Source organism: Pseudomonas sp. F01002 (assembly GCF_004402115.1).
Classification (GTDB): Bacteria; Pseudomonadota; Gammaproteobacteria; order Pseudomonadales; family Pseudomonadaceae; genus Aquipseudomonas; species Aquipseudomonas frigoris.
Map to the genome: position 1 here is coordinate 360,327 of NZ_SOPU01000003.1, position 14,569 is coordinate 374,895.

General features: G+C 57.8%; 17 protein-coding genes and 1 tRNA gene. 13 read left to right on the forward strand and 5 right to left on the reverse strand.

Annotated elements, in window-relative coordinates; all coding sequences use genetic code 11:
- The first annotated feature begins 97 nt into the window (after nucleotides 1-97).
- The 13 genes from ruvA (at nucleotide 98) to nadA (ending at nucleotide 10,294) form a co-directional block, all read left to right on the forward strand.
- Entirely contained in the window at nucleotides 98-715 is a 618-nt protein-coding gene (ruvA, locus tag E3W21_RS02195; RefSeq protein ID WP_129437843.1) for a Holliday junction branch migration protein RuvA, read from the forward strand.
- Entirely contained in the window at nucleotides 716-1,777 is a 1,062-nt protein-coding gene (gene ruvB, locus E3W21_RS02200) for a Holliday junction branch migration DNA helicase RuvB (RefSeq protein ID WP_134417557.1), read from the forward strand. It abuts the gene before it with no gap.
- Nucleotides 1,778-1,904: 127 nt separating this feature from the next.
- Nucleotides 1,905-2,372: a tol-pal system-associated acyl-CoA thioesterase gene (gene ybgC, locus E3W21_RS02205; protein WP_008147372.1), complete on the forward strand. Its 468-nt coding sequence runs from the start codon at nucleotides 1,905-1,907 to the stop codon at nucleotides 2,370-2,372.
- A complete protein-coding gene (tolQ, locus tag E3W21_RS02210; RefSeq protein WP_046049659.1) occupies nucleotides 2,362-3,057 on the forward strand; it encodes a protein TolQ in 696 nt (231 codons plus the stop codon). Before ybgC ends, tolQ begins: the two co-directional genes overlap by 11 nt.
- Before the next feature lie 23 nt (nucleotides 3,058-3,080).
- The gene (gene tolR, locus E3W21_RS02215; protein ID WP_161807482.1) at nucleotides 3,081-3,533 is read left to right on the forward strand and encodes a protein TolR; all 453 of its coding nucleotides are present in this window, start codon (nucleotides 3,081-3,083) and stop codon (nucleotides 3,531-3,533) included.
- Nucleotides 3,533-4,612, forward strand: coding sequence for a cell envelope integrity protein TolA (tolA, locus tag E3W21_RS02220; protein WP_134417559.1), 1,080 nt, complete (start codon nucleotides 3,533-3,535; stop codon nucleotides 4,610-4,612). The genes tolR and tolA overlap by 1 nt, the downstream gene beginning before the upstream one ends.
- The gene (gene tolB, locus E3W21_RS02225) at nucleotides 4,609-5,910 is read left to right on the forward strand and encodes a Tol-Pal system beta propeller repeat protein TolB (protein WP_074879460.1); all 1,302 of its coding nucleotides are present in this window, start codon (nucleotides 4,609-4,611) and stop codon (nucleotides 5,908-5,910) included. Before tolA ends, tolB begins: the two co-directional genes overlap by 4 nt.
- Before the next feature lie 52 nt (nucleotides 5,911-5,962).
- A complete protein-coding gene (pal, locus tag E3W21_RS02230; protein WP_003178634.1) occupies nucleotides 5,963-6,460 on the forward strand; it encodes a peptidoglycan-associated lipoprotein Pal in 498 nt (165 codons plus the stop codon).
- A gap of 6 nt (nucleotides 6,461-6,466) precedes the next feature.
- Nucleotides 6,467-7,318, forward strand: coding sequence for a tol-pal system protein YbgF (gene ybgF, locus E3W21_RS02235; protein WP_134417561.1), 852 nt, complete (start codon nucleotides 6,467-6,469; stop codon nucleotides 7,316-7,318).
- A gap of 166 nt (nucleotides 7,319-7,484) precedes the next feature.
- Nucleotides 7,485-8,132, forward strand: a complete 648-nt coding sequence (queE, locus tag E3W21_RS02240; RefSeq protein WP_129437837.1) for a 7-carboxy-7-deazaguanine synthase QueE — start codon at nucleotides 7,485-7,487, stop codon at nucleotides 8,130-8,132.
- A 1-nt stretch (nucleotide 8,133) separates the two neighbouring features.
- Nucleotides 8,134-8,826 (forward strand): 7-cyano-7-deazaguanine synthase QueC, encoded by a 693-nt coding sequence (queC, locus tag E3W21_RS02245; RefSeq protein ID WP_134417563.1) that lies wholly within the window; start codon nucleotides 8,134-8,136, stop codon nucleotides 8,824-8,826.
- 63 nt (nucleotides 8,827-8,889) lie between these two features.
- Nucleotides 8,890-8,965, forward strand: a tRNA-Lys gene (locus tag E3W21_RS02250).
- Between the two features lie 270 nt (nucleotides 8,966-9,235).
- Complete coding sequence (nadA, locus tag E3W21_RS02255) at nucleotides 9,236-10,294, forward strand: quinolinate synthase NadA (RefSeq protein WP_129437833.1); 1,059 nt, start codon at nucleotides 9,236-9,238, stop codon at nucleotides 10,292-10,294.
- A 90-nt stretch (nucleotides 10,295-10,384) separates the two neighbouring features.
- Here the strand turns inward: nadA and E3W21_RS02260 are convergent, their stop codons facing one another.
- The 5 genes from E3W21_RS02260 to E3W21_RS31555 form a co-directional block, all read right to left on the reverse strand.
- On the reverse strand, nucleotides 10,385-10,873 hold the full coding sequence (locus E3W21_RS02260; RefSeq protein WP_111451447.1) for an RDD family protein: 489 nt from the start codon (nucleotides 10,871-10,873) through the stop codon (nucleotides 10,385-10,387).
- Between the two features lie 96 nt (nucleotides 10,874-10,969).
- Complete coding sequence (locus tag E3W21_RS02265) at nucleotides 10,970-11,182, reverse strand: cold-shock protein (RefSeq protein ID WP_003175786.1); 213 nt, start codon at nucleotides 11,180-11,182, stop codon at nucleotides 10,970-10,972.
- A 403-nt stretch (nucleotides 11,183-11,585) separates the two neighbouring features.
- Nucleotides 11,586-12,710, reverse strand: a complete 1,125-nt coding sequence (gene gcvT, locus E3W21_RS02270; RefSeq protein WP_134417565.1) for a glycine cleavage system aminomethyltransferase GcvT — start codon at nucleotides 12,708-12,710, stop codon at nucleotides 11,586-11,588.
- Nucleotides 12,711-12,748: 38 nt separating this feature from the next.
- On the reverse strand, nucleotides 12,749-14,125 hold the full coding sequence (locus E3W21_RS02275) for an L-serine ammonia-lyase (protein ID WP_134417567.1): 1,377 nt from the start codon (nucleotides 14,123-14,125) through the stop codon (nucleotides 12,749-12,751).
- 205 nt (nucleotides 14,126-14,330) lie between these two features.
- Nucleotides 14,331-14,569: hypothetical protein (locus tag E3W21_RS31555; protein ID WP_256661472.1), on the reverse strand; the 239-nt coding region annotated here is incomplete at its 5' end.

The window sequence follows — 14,569 nt, forward strand, 5'->3', positions numbered from 1 at the left end:
TTATGGAGCGAGGGTTTTGCGCCTGTGTCGTCGGCGCAAAACCCTTGCTCTGTCAGTCGCCAGCTGCTGAGCTGGCCAACGCTCAAGGATCTGAAACGTGATTGGACGCTTGCGCGGAACACTGGCTGAGAAACAGCCGCCGCACCTGATTCTGGATGTAAACGGTCTGGGGTATGAGCTGGAAGTGCCCATGACCACGCTTTATCGCTTGCCGTCGGTCGGTGAACCGCTGACCTTGCACACCCATTTGGTCGTACGCGAAGACGCGCAGTTACTCTATGGCTTCTTCGGCAAGCGCGAGCGAGATTTTTTTCGCGAGTTGATCCGTCTCAATGGTGTAGGGCCGAAATTGGCCCTGGCCCTGATGTCGAGCCTGGAAGTCGATGAGCTGGTCCGCTGCGTGCAATCCCAGGACACCTCGGCACTGACCAAGGTGCCGGGCGTGGGCAAGAAGACTGCCGAGCGTTTGCTGGTGGAACTCAAGGACCGCTTCAAGGCCTGGGAAACGGTGCCGGCGATGTTCGCGTTGGTGCCAAACCAGCCGGGTGCGCCAGATGCGCCAGCTCCGGTCGCTACCGCCGAAAATGACGCGGTCAGCGCGCTGATCTCCTTGGGCTACAAGCCGCAGGAAGCCAGCAAGGCGATTTCTGCGATCAAGGAGAAAGGTTTGAGCAGTGAAGACATGATTCGTCGTGCCCTGAAGGGAATGATCTAAGTGATTGAAGCTGATCGTCTGATTACCGCCACGCCCGGCCCTCGTGACCGCGAGGAAGTCCAGGACCGAGCGATTCGTCCTGTCAGCCTGGCCGAGTACATTGGCCAGCCGACCGTTCGCGAGCAGATGGAGTTGTTCATCCAGGCTGCCCGTGGGCGCAATGAATCCCTGGACCACACGCTGATTTTCGGCCCGCCGGGTCTGGGTAAAACCACCCTGGCCAACATCATCGCCCAGGAAATGGGCGTGTCGATCAAGAGCACTTCGGGCCCGGTGCTTGAGCGCCCGGGTGATCTGGCTGCGCTGCTGACCAATCTTGAGCCGCACGACGTGCTGTTTATCGACGAAATCCATCGGCTTTCACCGATCGTCGAAGAGGTGTTATACCCGGCCATGGAAGATTTCCAGCTCGACATCATGATCGGCGAAGGGCCGGCCGCGCGTTCGATCAAGCTGGATCTGCCGCCGTTCACCCTGGTCGGTGCGACGACGCGGGCGGGGATGCTGACGAATCCGCTGCGCGACCGTTTCGGTATCGTCCAGCGCCTGGAGTTCTACAACATCGCCGATCTGGCAACGATTGTCAGTCGTTCGGCGAATATCCTCGGCTTGCCGCTGGACCCGGAAGGCGCCTTCGAAATCGCCCGTCGTGCCCGTGGTACGCCGCGGATCGCCAACCGCTTGCTGCGCCGGGTTCGGGATTTCGCCGAAGTTCGCGCCAAGGGCCACATCACCAAACCAGTCGCCGACCTGGCCTTGAACCTGCTGGATGTCGACGAGCGTGGCTTCGATCACCAGGATCGACGTCTGTTGCTGACCATGATCGAAAAGTTCGACGGTGGGCCGGTCGGGGTCGATAGCCTCGCCGCAGCCATCAGTGAAGAGCGCCACACTATTGAAGACGTGCTGGAGCCGTACCTGATCCAGCAGGGCTATATCATGCGTACGCCGCGGGGGCGAGTGGTGACCCGGCATGCGTACCTGCACTTCGGTTTAAACATCCCGTCACGATTGGGCGAGATGCCCGTGGTAGACGAGTTCCTCGATGCCGTGGACGATTAATAACCTTTGCGCGCTGATTTATTCGGGGTTTGTGCGGTCCCAGGACCGTACTTTCGCCAGAAAGCCGTGAATCAATGAAAAACAGTTGCCTGGCCGGATTGGCAACCTGAGGAGTAAGCACTAGAGTATGCGCGCGCAAAACGGGCTTGAGCCTTTCGCACTTCGTTGTCGCGTTTATTACGAGGACACCGATGCGGGCGGCATCGTGTATTACGTTAATTACCTCAAGTTTATGGAACGGGCTCGAACCGAGCGGCTCCGGGAGCTGGGCTTTGCCCAATCCCAGCTTGCAGGTGAGGACCTGTTGTTCGTCGTGCATTCCAGCGAAGCGCGTTACCACGCGCCGGCGCGACTGGACGACGAGCTGCTGGTAAGCGCTGAAGTAATCGAATTGAACCGTGTCAGCCTGCGCTTCAAACAGCAGGTCAGGCGAGCCACAGATAATGCGCTGCTCTGCGAAGGGCAGTTTTTGGTGGCCTGTGTGCGCACTAACAGTTTGAAACCCCGGGCCATTCCCGAAGCTCTACGTGCGGCCTTTGCCGACGTGAGCGGCGCGGGTACACACTCAAAGCAGGAGATAAAGCGTGGAAGCTAACGTCGTCGACCATTCCTCCATGTGGAGCCTGGTCAGCAATGCCAGTATCGTGGTGCAACTGGTAATGCTGATCCTGGTAGCCGCATCGGTGACCTCATGGATCATGATCTTTCAGCGCAGCAATCTGCTGCGCGCCGGTCGACGTGCCCTGGAGAGCTTTGAAGAGCGCTTCTGGTCGGGTATCGACCTGTCCAAACTCTACCGTCAGGCCGGCAGCAATCCTGATCCGGATTCGGGCGTAGAGCAGATCTTCCGTGCCGGTTTCAAGGAATTCTCCCGTCTGCGCCAGCAGCCAGGCGTTGACCCGGAAGCGGTCATGGAAGGCGTGGCCCGTGCCATGCGCGTCGCCATTTCCCGCGAAGAAGAAAAGCTCGAGCAGAGCCTGCCGTTCCTCGCGACCGTAGGTTCCGTCAGCCCGTACATCGGTCTGTTCGGTACCGTCTGGGGGATCATGAACTCCTTCCGTGGTCTGGCAACTGCCCAGCAAGCGACCCTGGCCACTGTGGCTCCAGGTATCGCCGAGGCACTGATCGCAACCGCGATCGGTCTGTTCGCCGCCATCCCGGCCGTTATCGCTTACAACCGTTTTGCTGCTCGCAGCGAAACCCTGCTGAGCCGTTACTACACCTTCGCCGACGAATTCCAGGCGATCCTGCACCGCAAAGTGCACACCAGCGAAGAATAAGCAGGTAATTTCCAATGGCTTTAATCGCTCGAGCTCGCAAAAAGCGCAAGCCGGTTGCCGAGATGAACGTGGTGCCTTACATCGACGTGATGCTGGTACTGCTGGTCATCTTCATGGTGACCGCTCCGATGCTCAATCAGGGCGTGAAAGTTGATCTGCCCAAGGTTTCCAGCGAAGCCTTGCCGCAGGACAACAACACTCAGGTCCTGACCATTTCGATCAAGGCTGACAAGACCTACTACTGGAACCTTGGCAGCGAAGTCGACACCGAAAAGCAGCAGGACAAGGCCATGACCTTGCCGCAGATGACTGACGCCGTGACCAAGATCATTCGCGCCGGTACTGAAGGTGGCAAGCGTACTCAGGTGTTCATCCGCGGCGACAAGACCGTCGATTACGGTTCCGTTATGGGCGCCATGGGCGGGTTGCAGAAAGCCGGGGTCGGTAATGTTGGCTTGATTACCGAGGCACCCTGATGCAGCAAATGCGAGAGCCGTCCGCCTCGGAAAGCTACTTCTGGCCTAGTGTCTGGGCGCTTGTCTTGCACGTGCTGGTTTTCGGCATGCTGTTTGTCAGTTTCGCCTTCACGCCCGAACTGCCGCCGGCCAAGCCGATTGTCCAGGCGACCCTGTACCAACTGAAATCGAAAAGTCAGGCGACCACCCAGACCAATCAGAAGATTGCGGGTGAGGCGAAGAAATCCGCCGCGCGCCAGACCGAAGTCGAACAGATGGAACAGAAAAAGATCGAGCAGGAAGCGATCAAAGCCGCGGAACAAAAGAAGGAAGATGCGGCTCAAAAAGCCGAAGAATCCAAAAAGGCCGACGAGACGAAGAAAGCGGAAGAGGCTAAAAAGGCTGATGAAGCCAAGAAAGCCGATGAAGCGAAGAAGACCGCCGAAGCTAAAAAGGCCGAAGAGAAACAATTGGCTGATATAGCCAAGAAGAAGTCTGAAGAAGAAGCCAAGAAAGCAGCTGAAGAAGAGGCCAAGAAAGCGGCCGCTGAAGAAGCGAAGAAAAAGATCGTCGAAGACGCGAAGAAGAAAGCCGCGGACGACGCCAAGAAGAAATCTGAAGCTGAAGACGCGAAGAAGAAAGTCGCGGAAGACGCGAAGAAGAAAGCTGCTGCCGATGCTGCGAAGAAAAAATCGCAGGAAGCGGCACGTAAATCCGCCGAAGACAAAAAGGCTCAGGCCCTGGCAGATTTGCTTTCCGACACGCCGCAGCGTCAGCAGGCCTTGGCGGATGAGCAGGGTGACGAAGTCGCCGGTAGTTTCGATGATCTGATCCGTGCTCGTGCAGCGGAAGGCTGGGCTCGTCCACCTTCGGCCCGCAAAGGCATGACAGTCGTGTTGCAGATCGGCATGTTGCCGGACGGTACGTTGACTTCGGTCAGCGTGGCCAAATCCAGTGGCGATGGTCCGTTTGACGCTTCGGCTGTAGCAGCGGTGAAGAATATTGGACGTTTGACAGAAATGCAGGGAATGAAGCCGAGCGATTTCGCTCCGTATCGTTCATTCAAGATGACATTCACACCTGAGGATCTAGCCTTGTGAGAAACCTTCTTCGAGGAATGCTTGTCGTTATCTGCTGCCTGGCAGGGATAGCGGCAGCTGATGAAAAAAACATTCTGGTCACCAGCGGCAGTGATCGGGCCACCCCGATCGCAGTCGTTCCGTTTGGCAACCAGGGCGGCAGCGTTCTGCCGGACGACATGGCCGAAATCATCGGTAACGACCTGCGCAACTCGGGTTACTACTCGCCGATTCCTAAACAGAACATGATCAGCCAGCCAAGCCAGGCCAGCGAAATCATCTTCCGTGACTTCAAGGCGCTGGGTGCCCAGTACGTCATGGTCGGCAGCATTGCTCCTGCGGGCGGTCGCCTGCAGGTCCAATACGCACTGTTCAACGTCGCCACCGAGCAGCAAGTGCTGACCGGCAGCGTGTCGGGCAGCGTCGATCAACTGCGTGACATGTCGCACTACATTGCGGACCAGTCGTTCGAAAAACTCACCGGTATCAAAGGTGCGTTCTCGACTCGTCTGCTGTACGTGACAGCCGAGCGTTTCTCCGAGAAGAACACTCGCTACACGCTGCAACGTTCGGACTATGACGGTGCCCGTGCTGTGACCCTGCTGCAATCGCGCGAGCCGATCCTGTCGCCGCGTTTCGCACCGGACGGCAAACGCATCGCTTATGTGTCGTTCGAGCAGAAGCGTCCGCGTATCTTCATGCAGAACATCGACACCGGTCGCCGTGAGCAGATCACCAACTTCGAAGGCCTGAATGGCGCGCCAGCATGGTCGCCGGATGGTAATCGTCTGGCATTCGTACTGTCGAAAGATGGCAACCCGGACATCTACGTGATGAACCTGGGTTCGCGTCAGATCACTCGTGTCACTAACGGTCCTGGCATCAACACCGAACCGTTCTGGGGTAAAGATGGTTCGACCATCTACTTCACCTCGGACCGTGGCGGCAAGCCGCAGATCTACAAAACCAGCGCAGGCGGTGGTGGTGCGGAACGTGTGACCTTTATCGGTAACTACAACGCCAACCCTAAGCTTTCGGCTGATGAAAAGACCCTGGTGATGATCCATCGTCAGGAAGGTTTCACTAATTTCAAGGTGGCGGCCCAGGATTTGCAGCGCGGAAGCGTAAAAATCCTCACTGATAGCACTCTGGACGAGTCGCCTACTGTTGCGCCCAACGGCACCATGGTAATCTACGCCACCCGCCAGCAGGGCCGGGGAGTCTTGATGCTCGTGTCCATTAATGGACGCGTAAGGCTCCCGCTTCCTACCGCACAAGGCGAAGTCAGAGAACCTTCCTGGTCCCCTTACCTGAACTGACGCGGCGCTACACGTTGTACTTAACACACTGGGGTTCATTAGGAGTTTCACGATGGAAATGCTGAAGTTTGGTAAATTTGCTGCGCTGGCTCTGGCCATGGCTGTAGCTGTAGGTTGCTCGTCCAAAGGCGGCGACAATGCCGGTGAAGGCGCTGTAGATCCAAACGCTGGTTACGGCGCAAACACTGGTGCAGTTGACGGCTCCCTGAGCGAAGAAGCTGCTCTGCGCGCAATCACCACTTTCTACTTCGAATACGACAGCTCGGACCTGAAGCCAGAAGCCATGCGCGCTCTGGACGTTCACGCCAAAGACCTGAAAGCAAACGGCGCTCGCGTTGTTCTGGAAGGCAACACCGACGAACGTGGTACTCGTGAGTACAACATGGCACTGGGCGAGCGTCGTGCGAAAGCCGTTCAGCGTTACCTGGTACTGCAAGGTGTTTCCCCAGCTCAGCTGGAACTGGTTTCCTACGGCGAAGAGCGTCCAGTTGCTACCGGCAACGACGAGCAGTCCTGGGCTCAAAACCGTCGCGTCGAACTGCGTAAGTAATTCGTCATGCGAACGTGCCGTCGTGCTGTAACTGTTTTGGCTCTCAGCCTCGCACCGCTTGCGGTGTGGGCTGCGGTTCCTGTAGTCGATAATGACTCCGGCTATACCAATAGCGGGACTAGTAATCCGCCTGCAGGTTACGGTACGAACGGCGCCTATGCCGGGGGAGGGGTTTCGGCCCCTGTCTCGGCACAGGGCGAGCTGTTCAACCAACTGCAATCAATGCAGGAGCAGATCTCGCGCCAACAAGGCATCATTGAAGTTCTGCAAAATGATGTAGCGCGCATGAAGCAAGAGAACCTGGAGCGATATCAGGATCTTGATCGGCGCATAGGAACCGGCGTTGCACCAGCCGCGACTCCTGATAATTCTTCCGCCGGTGGCAGTTTGAATGCCTCCGGTGCAGCAGCGGGCGCAGCCGCAGGAGCGGCAGCCGCTGCCACTTCCACACAAGCGCCTGCCGCGGGTAGCGAGCCGGCTGATCCGGCGAAGGAAAAACTGTATTACGATGCAGCCTTCGACCTGATCAAAGCCAAGGATTTCGACAAAGCCAGCCAGGCGTTTGCCGCATTCCTGCGCAAGTACCCGAACAGTCAGTACGCGGGTAATGCCCAGTACTGGTTGGGCGAAGTGAACCTGGCCAAAGGCGATCTGCAAGGTGCAGGTCAGGCTTTTGCCAAGGTTTCACAGCTGTACCCCAAGCATCCAAAAGTGCCTGATTCGCTGTACAAGCTGGCTGATGTAGAGCGCCGCCTTGGTCATCCCGACAAGGTCAAAGGCATTCTGCAACAGGTAGTGTCCCAATATCCGGGCACCTCCGCTGCTCAGCTGGCTCAGCGTGATCTGCAGAAAATGTAAGGCTGCTTGACCTGTTTCGAAGAAACCCGCGCTTGTCGCGGGTTTTTTCGTTAGAATTCACGCCCTTTTTATGAAACACGCTTTTTGGGATCTGCGCGGTGGCGGGGTTCCTTGAAGTGCCTGACGGAGGCGGACAGCCTGTTTAGCTGTTATGCCCGTGGCGACTATGCAAGACACATTGAGAATCACCGAAGTTTTCTACTCGTTGCAGGGTGAAACGCGGACTGCCGGGCTGCCCACTGTTTTTGTGCGCCTGACCGGTTGCCCATTGCGTTGCCAATACTGCGACAGCGCCTACGCGTTCACGGGCGGCACCATTCGCACGCTCGACGACATCCTCGAGCAAGTGGCCGGTTTTCGTCCGCGTTACGTCTGTGTCACCGGCGGCGAGCCGCTGGCACAACCCAACGCCATCCCATTGCTCAAGCAGTTGTGTGACGCCGGTTACGAGGTCTCGCTGGAAACCAGCGGTGCCCTGGATATCTCGGCGGTCGATCCACGGGTCAGTCGCGTCGTCGACCTGAAAACCCCGGGTTCGAAAGAAGCCCATCGCAACCGCTACGAGAACATCGAACTGCTCACGCGCAACGATCAGGTGAAGTTCGTCATCTGCTCGCGGGAAGACTATGACTGGGCCGTGTCCAAGCTGATCCAGTACGGTCTGGATCAGCGCGCCGGTGAAGTCCTTTTCTCGCCAAGTCACCATGATCTCAATGCACGGGACCTGGCTGACTGGGTGGTGGCGGACAACCTGCCAGTGCGCCTGCAGTTGCAGTTGCATAAATATCTTTGGAATGACGAGCCGGGGCGCTGAAATGACTGAACAACTGAACACTACCGAAAAACGTGCAGTCATCTTGCTGTCCGGCGGCCTGGACTCGGCGACCGTCGTGGCGATGGCTCGTGCTGAAGGTTACAGCTGCTACACCGTGAGCTTCGACTACGGTCAGCGGTCTCACGCCGAATTGCACGCTGCCGAACGTGTCGCCCGAGACTTGGGTGTTATCGAACACAAGGTCATCGGTCTGAACCTGAACGGTATCGGCGGTTCGGCACTGACCGACAGCAGCATCGACGTGCCGGAAGTGCCGGGTGAAGGTATTCCGGTGACTTACGTGCCGGCGCGCAACACGGTGTTCCTGTCCCTGGCTCTGGGCTGGGCTGAAGTGCTGGGCGCGCGTGACATCTTTATTGGTGTGAACGCCGTGGATTACTCCGGATACCCAGACTGCCGTCCCGAATTTATCGAGTCTTTCGAGCGCATGGCCAATCTGGCGACGAAGGCCGGTGTAGAGGGGAATGGTTTTCGCATTCAGGCGCCATTGCAGAACCTGAGCAAGGCGCAAATTGTCCAGGCAGGCGTGAAGCTGGGTGTCGATTATGGGCTGACTGTTTCCTGCTATCAGGCCGATGATAAGGGTCGCGCTTGCGGCAAATGCGACAGCTGCCGCCTGCGTGCAGAAGGCTTTGCGGCAGCCGGAATCAGCGACCCGACACCTTATTTTTGATTTATTTCAAATTAGGTGTTGAATAGTCCTTAAAAATCAGTATTATACGCGCCACCACACAGCGGGTCGTTAGCTCAGTTGGTAGAGCAGTTGGCTTTTAACCAATTGGTCGTAGGTTCGAATCCCACACGACCCACCATTTTTGTAGCAGTTTTAAAAGTCTGGAAGGCCCACGCAAGTGAGGATTTCCGGATTTTTTTTTGCCCGCGATTTGAGCTCGCATCAAAGCGTGGCTACACCGTGACGCAGGTCAGAATCATCTTTTGCATCCACGGGATATTCTGTAGCCTTGCGCAGCTTCAATGTTGTCCGTGCCTGATGATACTCACTCTCCCGGCGGTACCCTGAAGGGTCCGGAGCCGGGTGTATACTCGACTTTCGCGCGAAAGCGCCTGCAGGTCTTGCGAACATGACGCAGATTTCCGAACGCCTTCTGGTTCAAGCCCACCTCGACGCCAAGCAGCCCAAGCCGCTGACCGCCGAGGAGGAGGCCTATTACCGTGCCGCCATCGCTGCCGAGCTCAAGGCTCAGGACGCGGTGCTGGTTGCTCACTTCTATTGCGATCCGGTCATTCAGGCCCTGGCCGAAGAAACCGGAGGCTGTGTCTCCGACTCGCTGGAGATGGCCCGCTTCGGCAATGCTCACCCGGCCAAGACCGTGGTGGTCGCCGGTGTGAAGTTCATGGGCGAGACCGCCAAAATCCTCAACCCTGAAAAACGCATCCTGATGCCAACCCTGGAAGCGACCTGCTCGCTGGACCTGGGTTGCCCGGTGGACGAGTTCTCGGCGTTCTGCGATCAGCACCCGGAACGTACCGTGGTGGTGTATGCCAACACGTCGGCGGCGGTCAAAGCCCGTGCGGACTGGGTGGTGACTTCAAGCTGCGCGCTGGAGATCGTCGAAAGCCTGATGGATAACGGCGAAACCATCATTTGGGGGCCGGACAAACACCTGGGCACCTACATCCAGCGCCAGACCGGCGCGGACATGCTGCTGTGGGACGGTGCCTGCATCGTTCACGAAGAGTTCAAGTCCAAACAGCTCGAAGACATGAAGGCGCTGTACCCGGATGCAGCTATTCTGGTGCATCCGGAGTCGCCGACGGCGGTGATCGAGTTGGCGGATGCCGTCGGCTCCACCAGTCAGTTGATTGCGGCAGCCCAGAGCCTGCCAAACAAGACCCTGATCGTCGCTACTGATCGCGGCATCTTCTACAAGATGCAGCAGCTGTGCCCGGACAAGGTCTTCATCGAAGCGCCAACGGCCGGTAACGGCGCAGCATGCCGCAGTTGCGCACATTGCCCATGGATGGCGATGAACACCCTTGAGCGCACGCTGAAGAGCTTGAAGGAAGGGACTAACGAGATCTTTGTCGATCCCGCACTGATTCCACAAGCGATTCGGCCGCTCAAGCGCATGCTCGACTTCACCCAGGCCGCGCGGATGAAACTGGCCGGCAACGCTTAAGGGCAAGATCAAAAGATCGCAGCCTTCGGCAGCTCAGGTATACATAGAACCTCGTAGGAGCTGCCGAAGGCTGCGATCTTTTTTTGCGAGCTACTTTGTTTTCTTTGGAATCCGCACGAGCTGGGTATTGGAGTAGATGTCATGCCAGCTGCGTTTCTGTTTGTCGAACAGCGACCAGAAGAAACCCAGCCCGACGCACAGCAAGGACGCGATCGACACCACAAAGCGCAGCAACGCCTGCCACAGACTGATGGATGAACCGTCGGCGTTTTGCACGCGTATGCACCAGACCTGCATCCCCAGGGTCTGACCGGACCAGGTCCAGAATTTGGCGAAGAAACCGAACAGCACAAACAGCAGCACCGTTGACAGCAATGGATCGCCGTCCAGCGCGCCGGCCTCGGTAAGGGTGCGCATTTTGTCTTCGCCGATGATCGCCATCTGGATCATCTTGTAAATCCCGCTGGTGACGATCAGCAGGGCGGTACACAACAAGAAGTCGTAGAACATCGCTGCCAGGCGACGACCCAGGGTGACGGCAGGAAAGTCGCCCTGGGGTTTTAGAAGATGTTTCGACATGGCAGCCTCTGGACGGAAAAAAGAAGCCATTTTACGGATTTACGCGCACAAAAAAGCCCCTGATGTCAGCATCAGGGGCTTTTTCGTAACAGAAGATCAGGCTTCTGCTTGTACTTCGTCAGCCTGCATGCCTTTCTGGCCTTGCACAGCAACGAAAGTCACTTTCTGGCCTTCTTTCAGGCTCTTGAAGCCGTTGCCCTGAATAGCGCGGAAATGCACGAACAGATCCGGACCGCTTTCTGGAGTGATAAAACCAAAACCTTTCTCGTCGTTAAACCACTTGACGGTACCGCTCTGACGTTGGGACATTTCTTATTTCCTTTAACGCAAAAATTAATGACAGCCTCCTTCTTGTGAAAGAGTACTGGGGCTGGTTGCAGGAGAGTAAGAAGACGCCGAACGGGATGTAGCTAACTTGTAGGCTACTGCCCAGGTCACGATTCCAAGCGACCCATGCAAACACAGTGAACAAACTCTACGCCAACTACGGGAGAAAAAACAAGCCCTGTGGAGGGCCCGGATTTGCTCGCGCCGGGGCGTTTATGCCGCAACTAGTGTTGGCTTATGCAATCGCCGTATTCAATTGTTTTCGATCGTTATAAGCAAAGTTCATAAACGAAGCTTACAGGTAAATTGATGCACTGTTTTATGGCGGTTGCGTTACACATTAGTGCGCTGTTAACGCAACCGCGTTACTTATAGAAACAGTCAATCAGCCACGGTAGTAGCGTTGTGGAACAAATGGCATTTTGCTTACAAGCAAAGGCACCTTTTTCCCACGAACAATCGCCCATACCGGCGTATCGAGAGCGATATAAGCACTGTCGACGTAACCCATCGCCAAAGGGCCGCCCAAGGTCGGACCGAAGCCTCCGCTGCAAACCGCACCAATGATGTCGCCTGCTTCATTGACGATCTCTGCACCTTCGCGCACCGGTGTGCGTTCCTGAGGCAACAGGCCAACGCGCTTGCGGCTGACACCGGCTTGTTGCTGTCCGAACACGGTTTCTGCGCCAGGGAAGCCGCCGGCACGTACGCCATCAGCGCGACGAGGCTTGGAGATGGCCCACAGCAGGCTTGCTTCGATCGGGGTGGTCTCGGTGTTCATGTCGTGGCCGTAGAGGCACAGGCCGGCTTCCAGGCGCAGGGAGTCGCGAGCGCCAAGGCCGATGGCCGCTACTTCAGGTTCGGCCAGCAGGGTGCGAGCCAGGGCTTCGGCGTTGGCGGCCGGTACGGAGATTTCGTAACCGTCTTCACCGGTATAGCCCGAACGGCTGACAAAGCAGTCCACACCCAGCAGTTTTACGCGGGCGAACTGCATGAAGGTCATCTTCGCGACTTCAGGTGCCAGGCGCGCGAGCACGGTGACAGCGGTCGGACCTTGCAGCGCCAGCAGCGCGCGTTCTTCAAACAGCGGCTCGATAGTGCACTGGTCGCCGATGTGTTTGCGCAGATGCGCCAGGTCCTGGTCCTTGCAGGCGGCGTTGACCACCAGGAACAGTTCGTCGTTACCCAGGTTGGCAACCATCAGGTCGTCGAGGATGCCCCCGGTCTCGTTGGTGAACATTGCGTAGCGCTGCATGCCCACCGGCAGGTCAATGATGTCCACCGGCACCAGGGTTTCCAGCGCCTTGGCGGCATCGGCGCCGGTCAGGCTGATCTGGCCCATGTGCGAGACATCGAACAGCCCGGCCTGATCACGGGTGTGCTGGTGTTCTTTCATCACACCGAGCGGGTATTGCACCGGCATGTCGTAGCCGGCAAACGGCACCATGCGGGCGCCGAGTTCGATGTGCAGTGCGTGCAGCGGGGTTTTCGACAGTTGTTCGGTGGACATATTCAGCTCCTGAAAAAGTGTGCAGATGCGCGTAAGCATCAGCACTCGATAATGTTGACCGCCAAACCGCCACGGGCGGTTTCCTTGTATTTGCTTTTCATGTCGGCGCCGGTCTGGCGCATGGTGCGGATGACCTTGTCGAGTGAGACGAAGTGTTGACCGTCGCCGCGCAGGGCCATGCGCACCGCATTGATTGCCTTGACCGACCCCATGGCGTTGCGCTCGATGCAAGGCACTTGCACCAGCCCGCCAATCGGGTCGCAGGTCAGGCCGAGGTTGTGTTCCATGCCGATTTCGGCGGCGTTTTCCACTTGCTGTACGGTGCCGCCAAGCACTTCGCACAGGGCGCCGGCGGCCATGGAGCACGCCACGCCAACCTCACCCTGACAGCCAACTTCGGCGCCGGAGATCGAGGCGTTTTCTTTATAGAGAATGCCAATCGCGGCCGCGGTCAGCAGAAAACGCACGACGCCGTCTTCGTTGGCCCCGGGGATGAAGCGCATGTAGTAATGCAAAACAGCGGGGACGATCCCTGCCGCACCGTTGGTGGGAGCCGTCACCACGCGCCCGCCGTTGGCGTTTTCTTCGTTGACCGCCAGTGCGTAGAGGTTGACCCAGTCCAGCACCGACAGCGGATCTCGCAGGGATGATTCCGGGTTCTTGCACAGTTGCCGATGCAGCGCGGCCGCACGGCGCTTGACCTTCAAACCGCCGGGCAGGATGCCTTCGTTGCGGCAGCCGGCAGCGACGCAGTCCTGCATGACTTGCCAGATTTTCAACAGGCCGGCGCGGGTTTCCGCTTCCGGGCGCCAGGCACTTTCGTTGGTCAGCATCACCTGGCTGATGGACAGGCCGTAGGTGGTGCAGTGACCGAGCAGGTCCTTGGCGCTTTTGAACGGGAAGGTCAGTGGCGTGGCGTCTTCGACGATACGGTCTGCGCCGGCGGCGTCTTCATCGACCACGAATCCGCCGCCGACCGAGTAGTACTCGCGGCTGCGGATTTGTATGCCCGCGGCATCGAAGGCGCGAAAGATCATGCCGTTGGGGTGATAGGCCAACGGTTTGCGGATCATCGCCAGGTGCAGCTTTTCATTGAATTCGATGGCGTGCTCACCGAGCAGGTTCAAGCGACCATTGCCTCGAATCTCTTGCAGACGTGCGGCGACGGTTTCGGTGTTCACGGTGTCCGGGTGTTCGCCTTCCAGGCCCAGCAACACAGCCTTGTCGCTGCCGTGGCCTTTACCGGTGGCGCCGAGTGATCCGTAGAGCTCGACTTTGACGCAGGTGGTTGCGGCCAGCAGCCCTTCACGGCGCAAACCTTCAGCGAAACGAGCAGCTGCACGCATCGGGCCGACGGTGTGGGAACTGGAGGGGCCGATGCCAATCTTGAACAGGTCGAACACGCTTAAAGACATGGTTGTTCTCCGGTTTCTTGTTATAGGTATGGGCGCAATCTGGTGCTTTGCACGGTCCCCTGTGGGAGCGGGCTTGCTCGCGAATGCGGTGTATCAGTCACCATCAATGTTGCCTGACCCACCGCATTCGCGAGCAAGCCCGCTCCCACAAGGGGATATGTAGTGTTCTTGAAAGTGGGGGCAGGCGAACCCGCCCCCATCAGTTTTAAGCGTAGCTTTCGATCGAAGGGCAGGCGCAGATCAGGTTGCGATCGCCAAACACGTTGTCGACGCGACCGACCGGTGGCCAGTACTTGCCTTCGATCAGCGACGCTACTGGATACACCGCTTGCTCACGGCTGTACGGATGCGTCCATTCACCGACGATTTCCGCCGCGGTGTGCGGGGCGTTTTTCAGCGGGTTGTCGTCCTTGTCCAGGGTGCCGTTTTCCACCGCGCGGATTT

What these genes read in the sequence shown, in the direction of transcription:
- E3W21_RS02260 (WP_111451447.1), bottom strand. Translation starts at nt 10,873, where the DNA reads ATGTCGAAACATCTTCTAAAACCCCAGGGCGACTTTCCTGCCGTCACC.
- pal (WP_003178634.1), top strand. Translation starts at nt 5,963, where the DNA reads ATGGAAATGCTGAAGTTTGGTAAATTTGCTGCGCTGGCTCTGGCCATG.
- queC (WP_134417563.1), top strand. Translation starts at nt 8,134, where the DNA reads ATGACTGAACAACTGAACACTACCGAAAAACGTGCAGTCATCTTGCTG.
- ybgF (WP_134417561.1), top strand. Translation starts at nt 6,467, where the DNA reads ATGCGAACGTGCCGTCGTGCTGTAACTGTTTTGGCTCTCAGCCTCGCA.
- gcvT (WP_134417565.1), bottom strand. Translation starts at nt 12,710, where the DNA reads ATGTCCACCGAACAACTGTCGAAAACCCCGCTGCACGCACTGCACATC.
- ybgC (WP_008147372.1), top strand. Translation starts at nt 1,905, where the DNA reads ATGCGCGCGCAAAACGGGCTTGAGCCTTTCGCACTTCGTTGTCGCGTT.
- nadA (WP_129437833.1), top strand. Translation starts at nt 9,236, where the DNA reads ATGACGCAGATTTCCGAACGCCTTCTGGTTCAAGCCCACCTCGACGCC.
- queE (WP_129437837.1), top strand. Translation starts at nt 7,485, where the DNA reads ATGCAAGACACATTGAGAATCACCGAAGTTTTCTACTCGTTGCAGGGT.
- tolA (WP_134417559.1), top strand. Translation starts at nt 3,533, where the DNA reads ATGCAGCAAATGCGAGAGCCGTCCGCCTCGGAAAGCTACTTCTGGCCT.
- E3W21_RS02265 (WP_003175786.1), bottom strand. Translation starts at nt 11,182, where the DNA reads ATGTCCCAACGTCAGAGCGGTACCGTCAAGTGGTTTAACGACGAGAAA.
- E3W21_RS02275 (WP_134417567.1), bottom strand. Translation starts at nt 14,125, where the DNA reads ATGTCTTTAAGCGTGTTCGACCTGTTCAAGATTGGCATCGGCCCCTCC.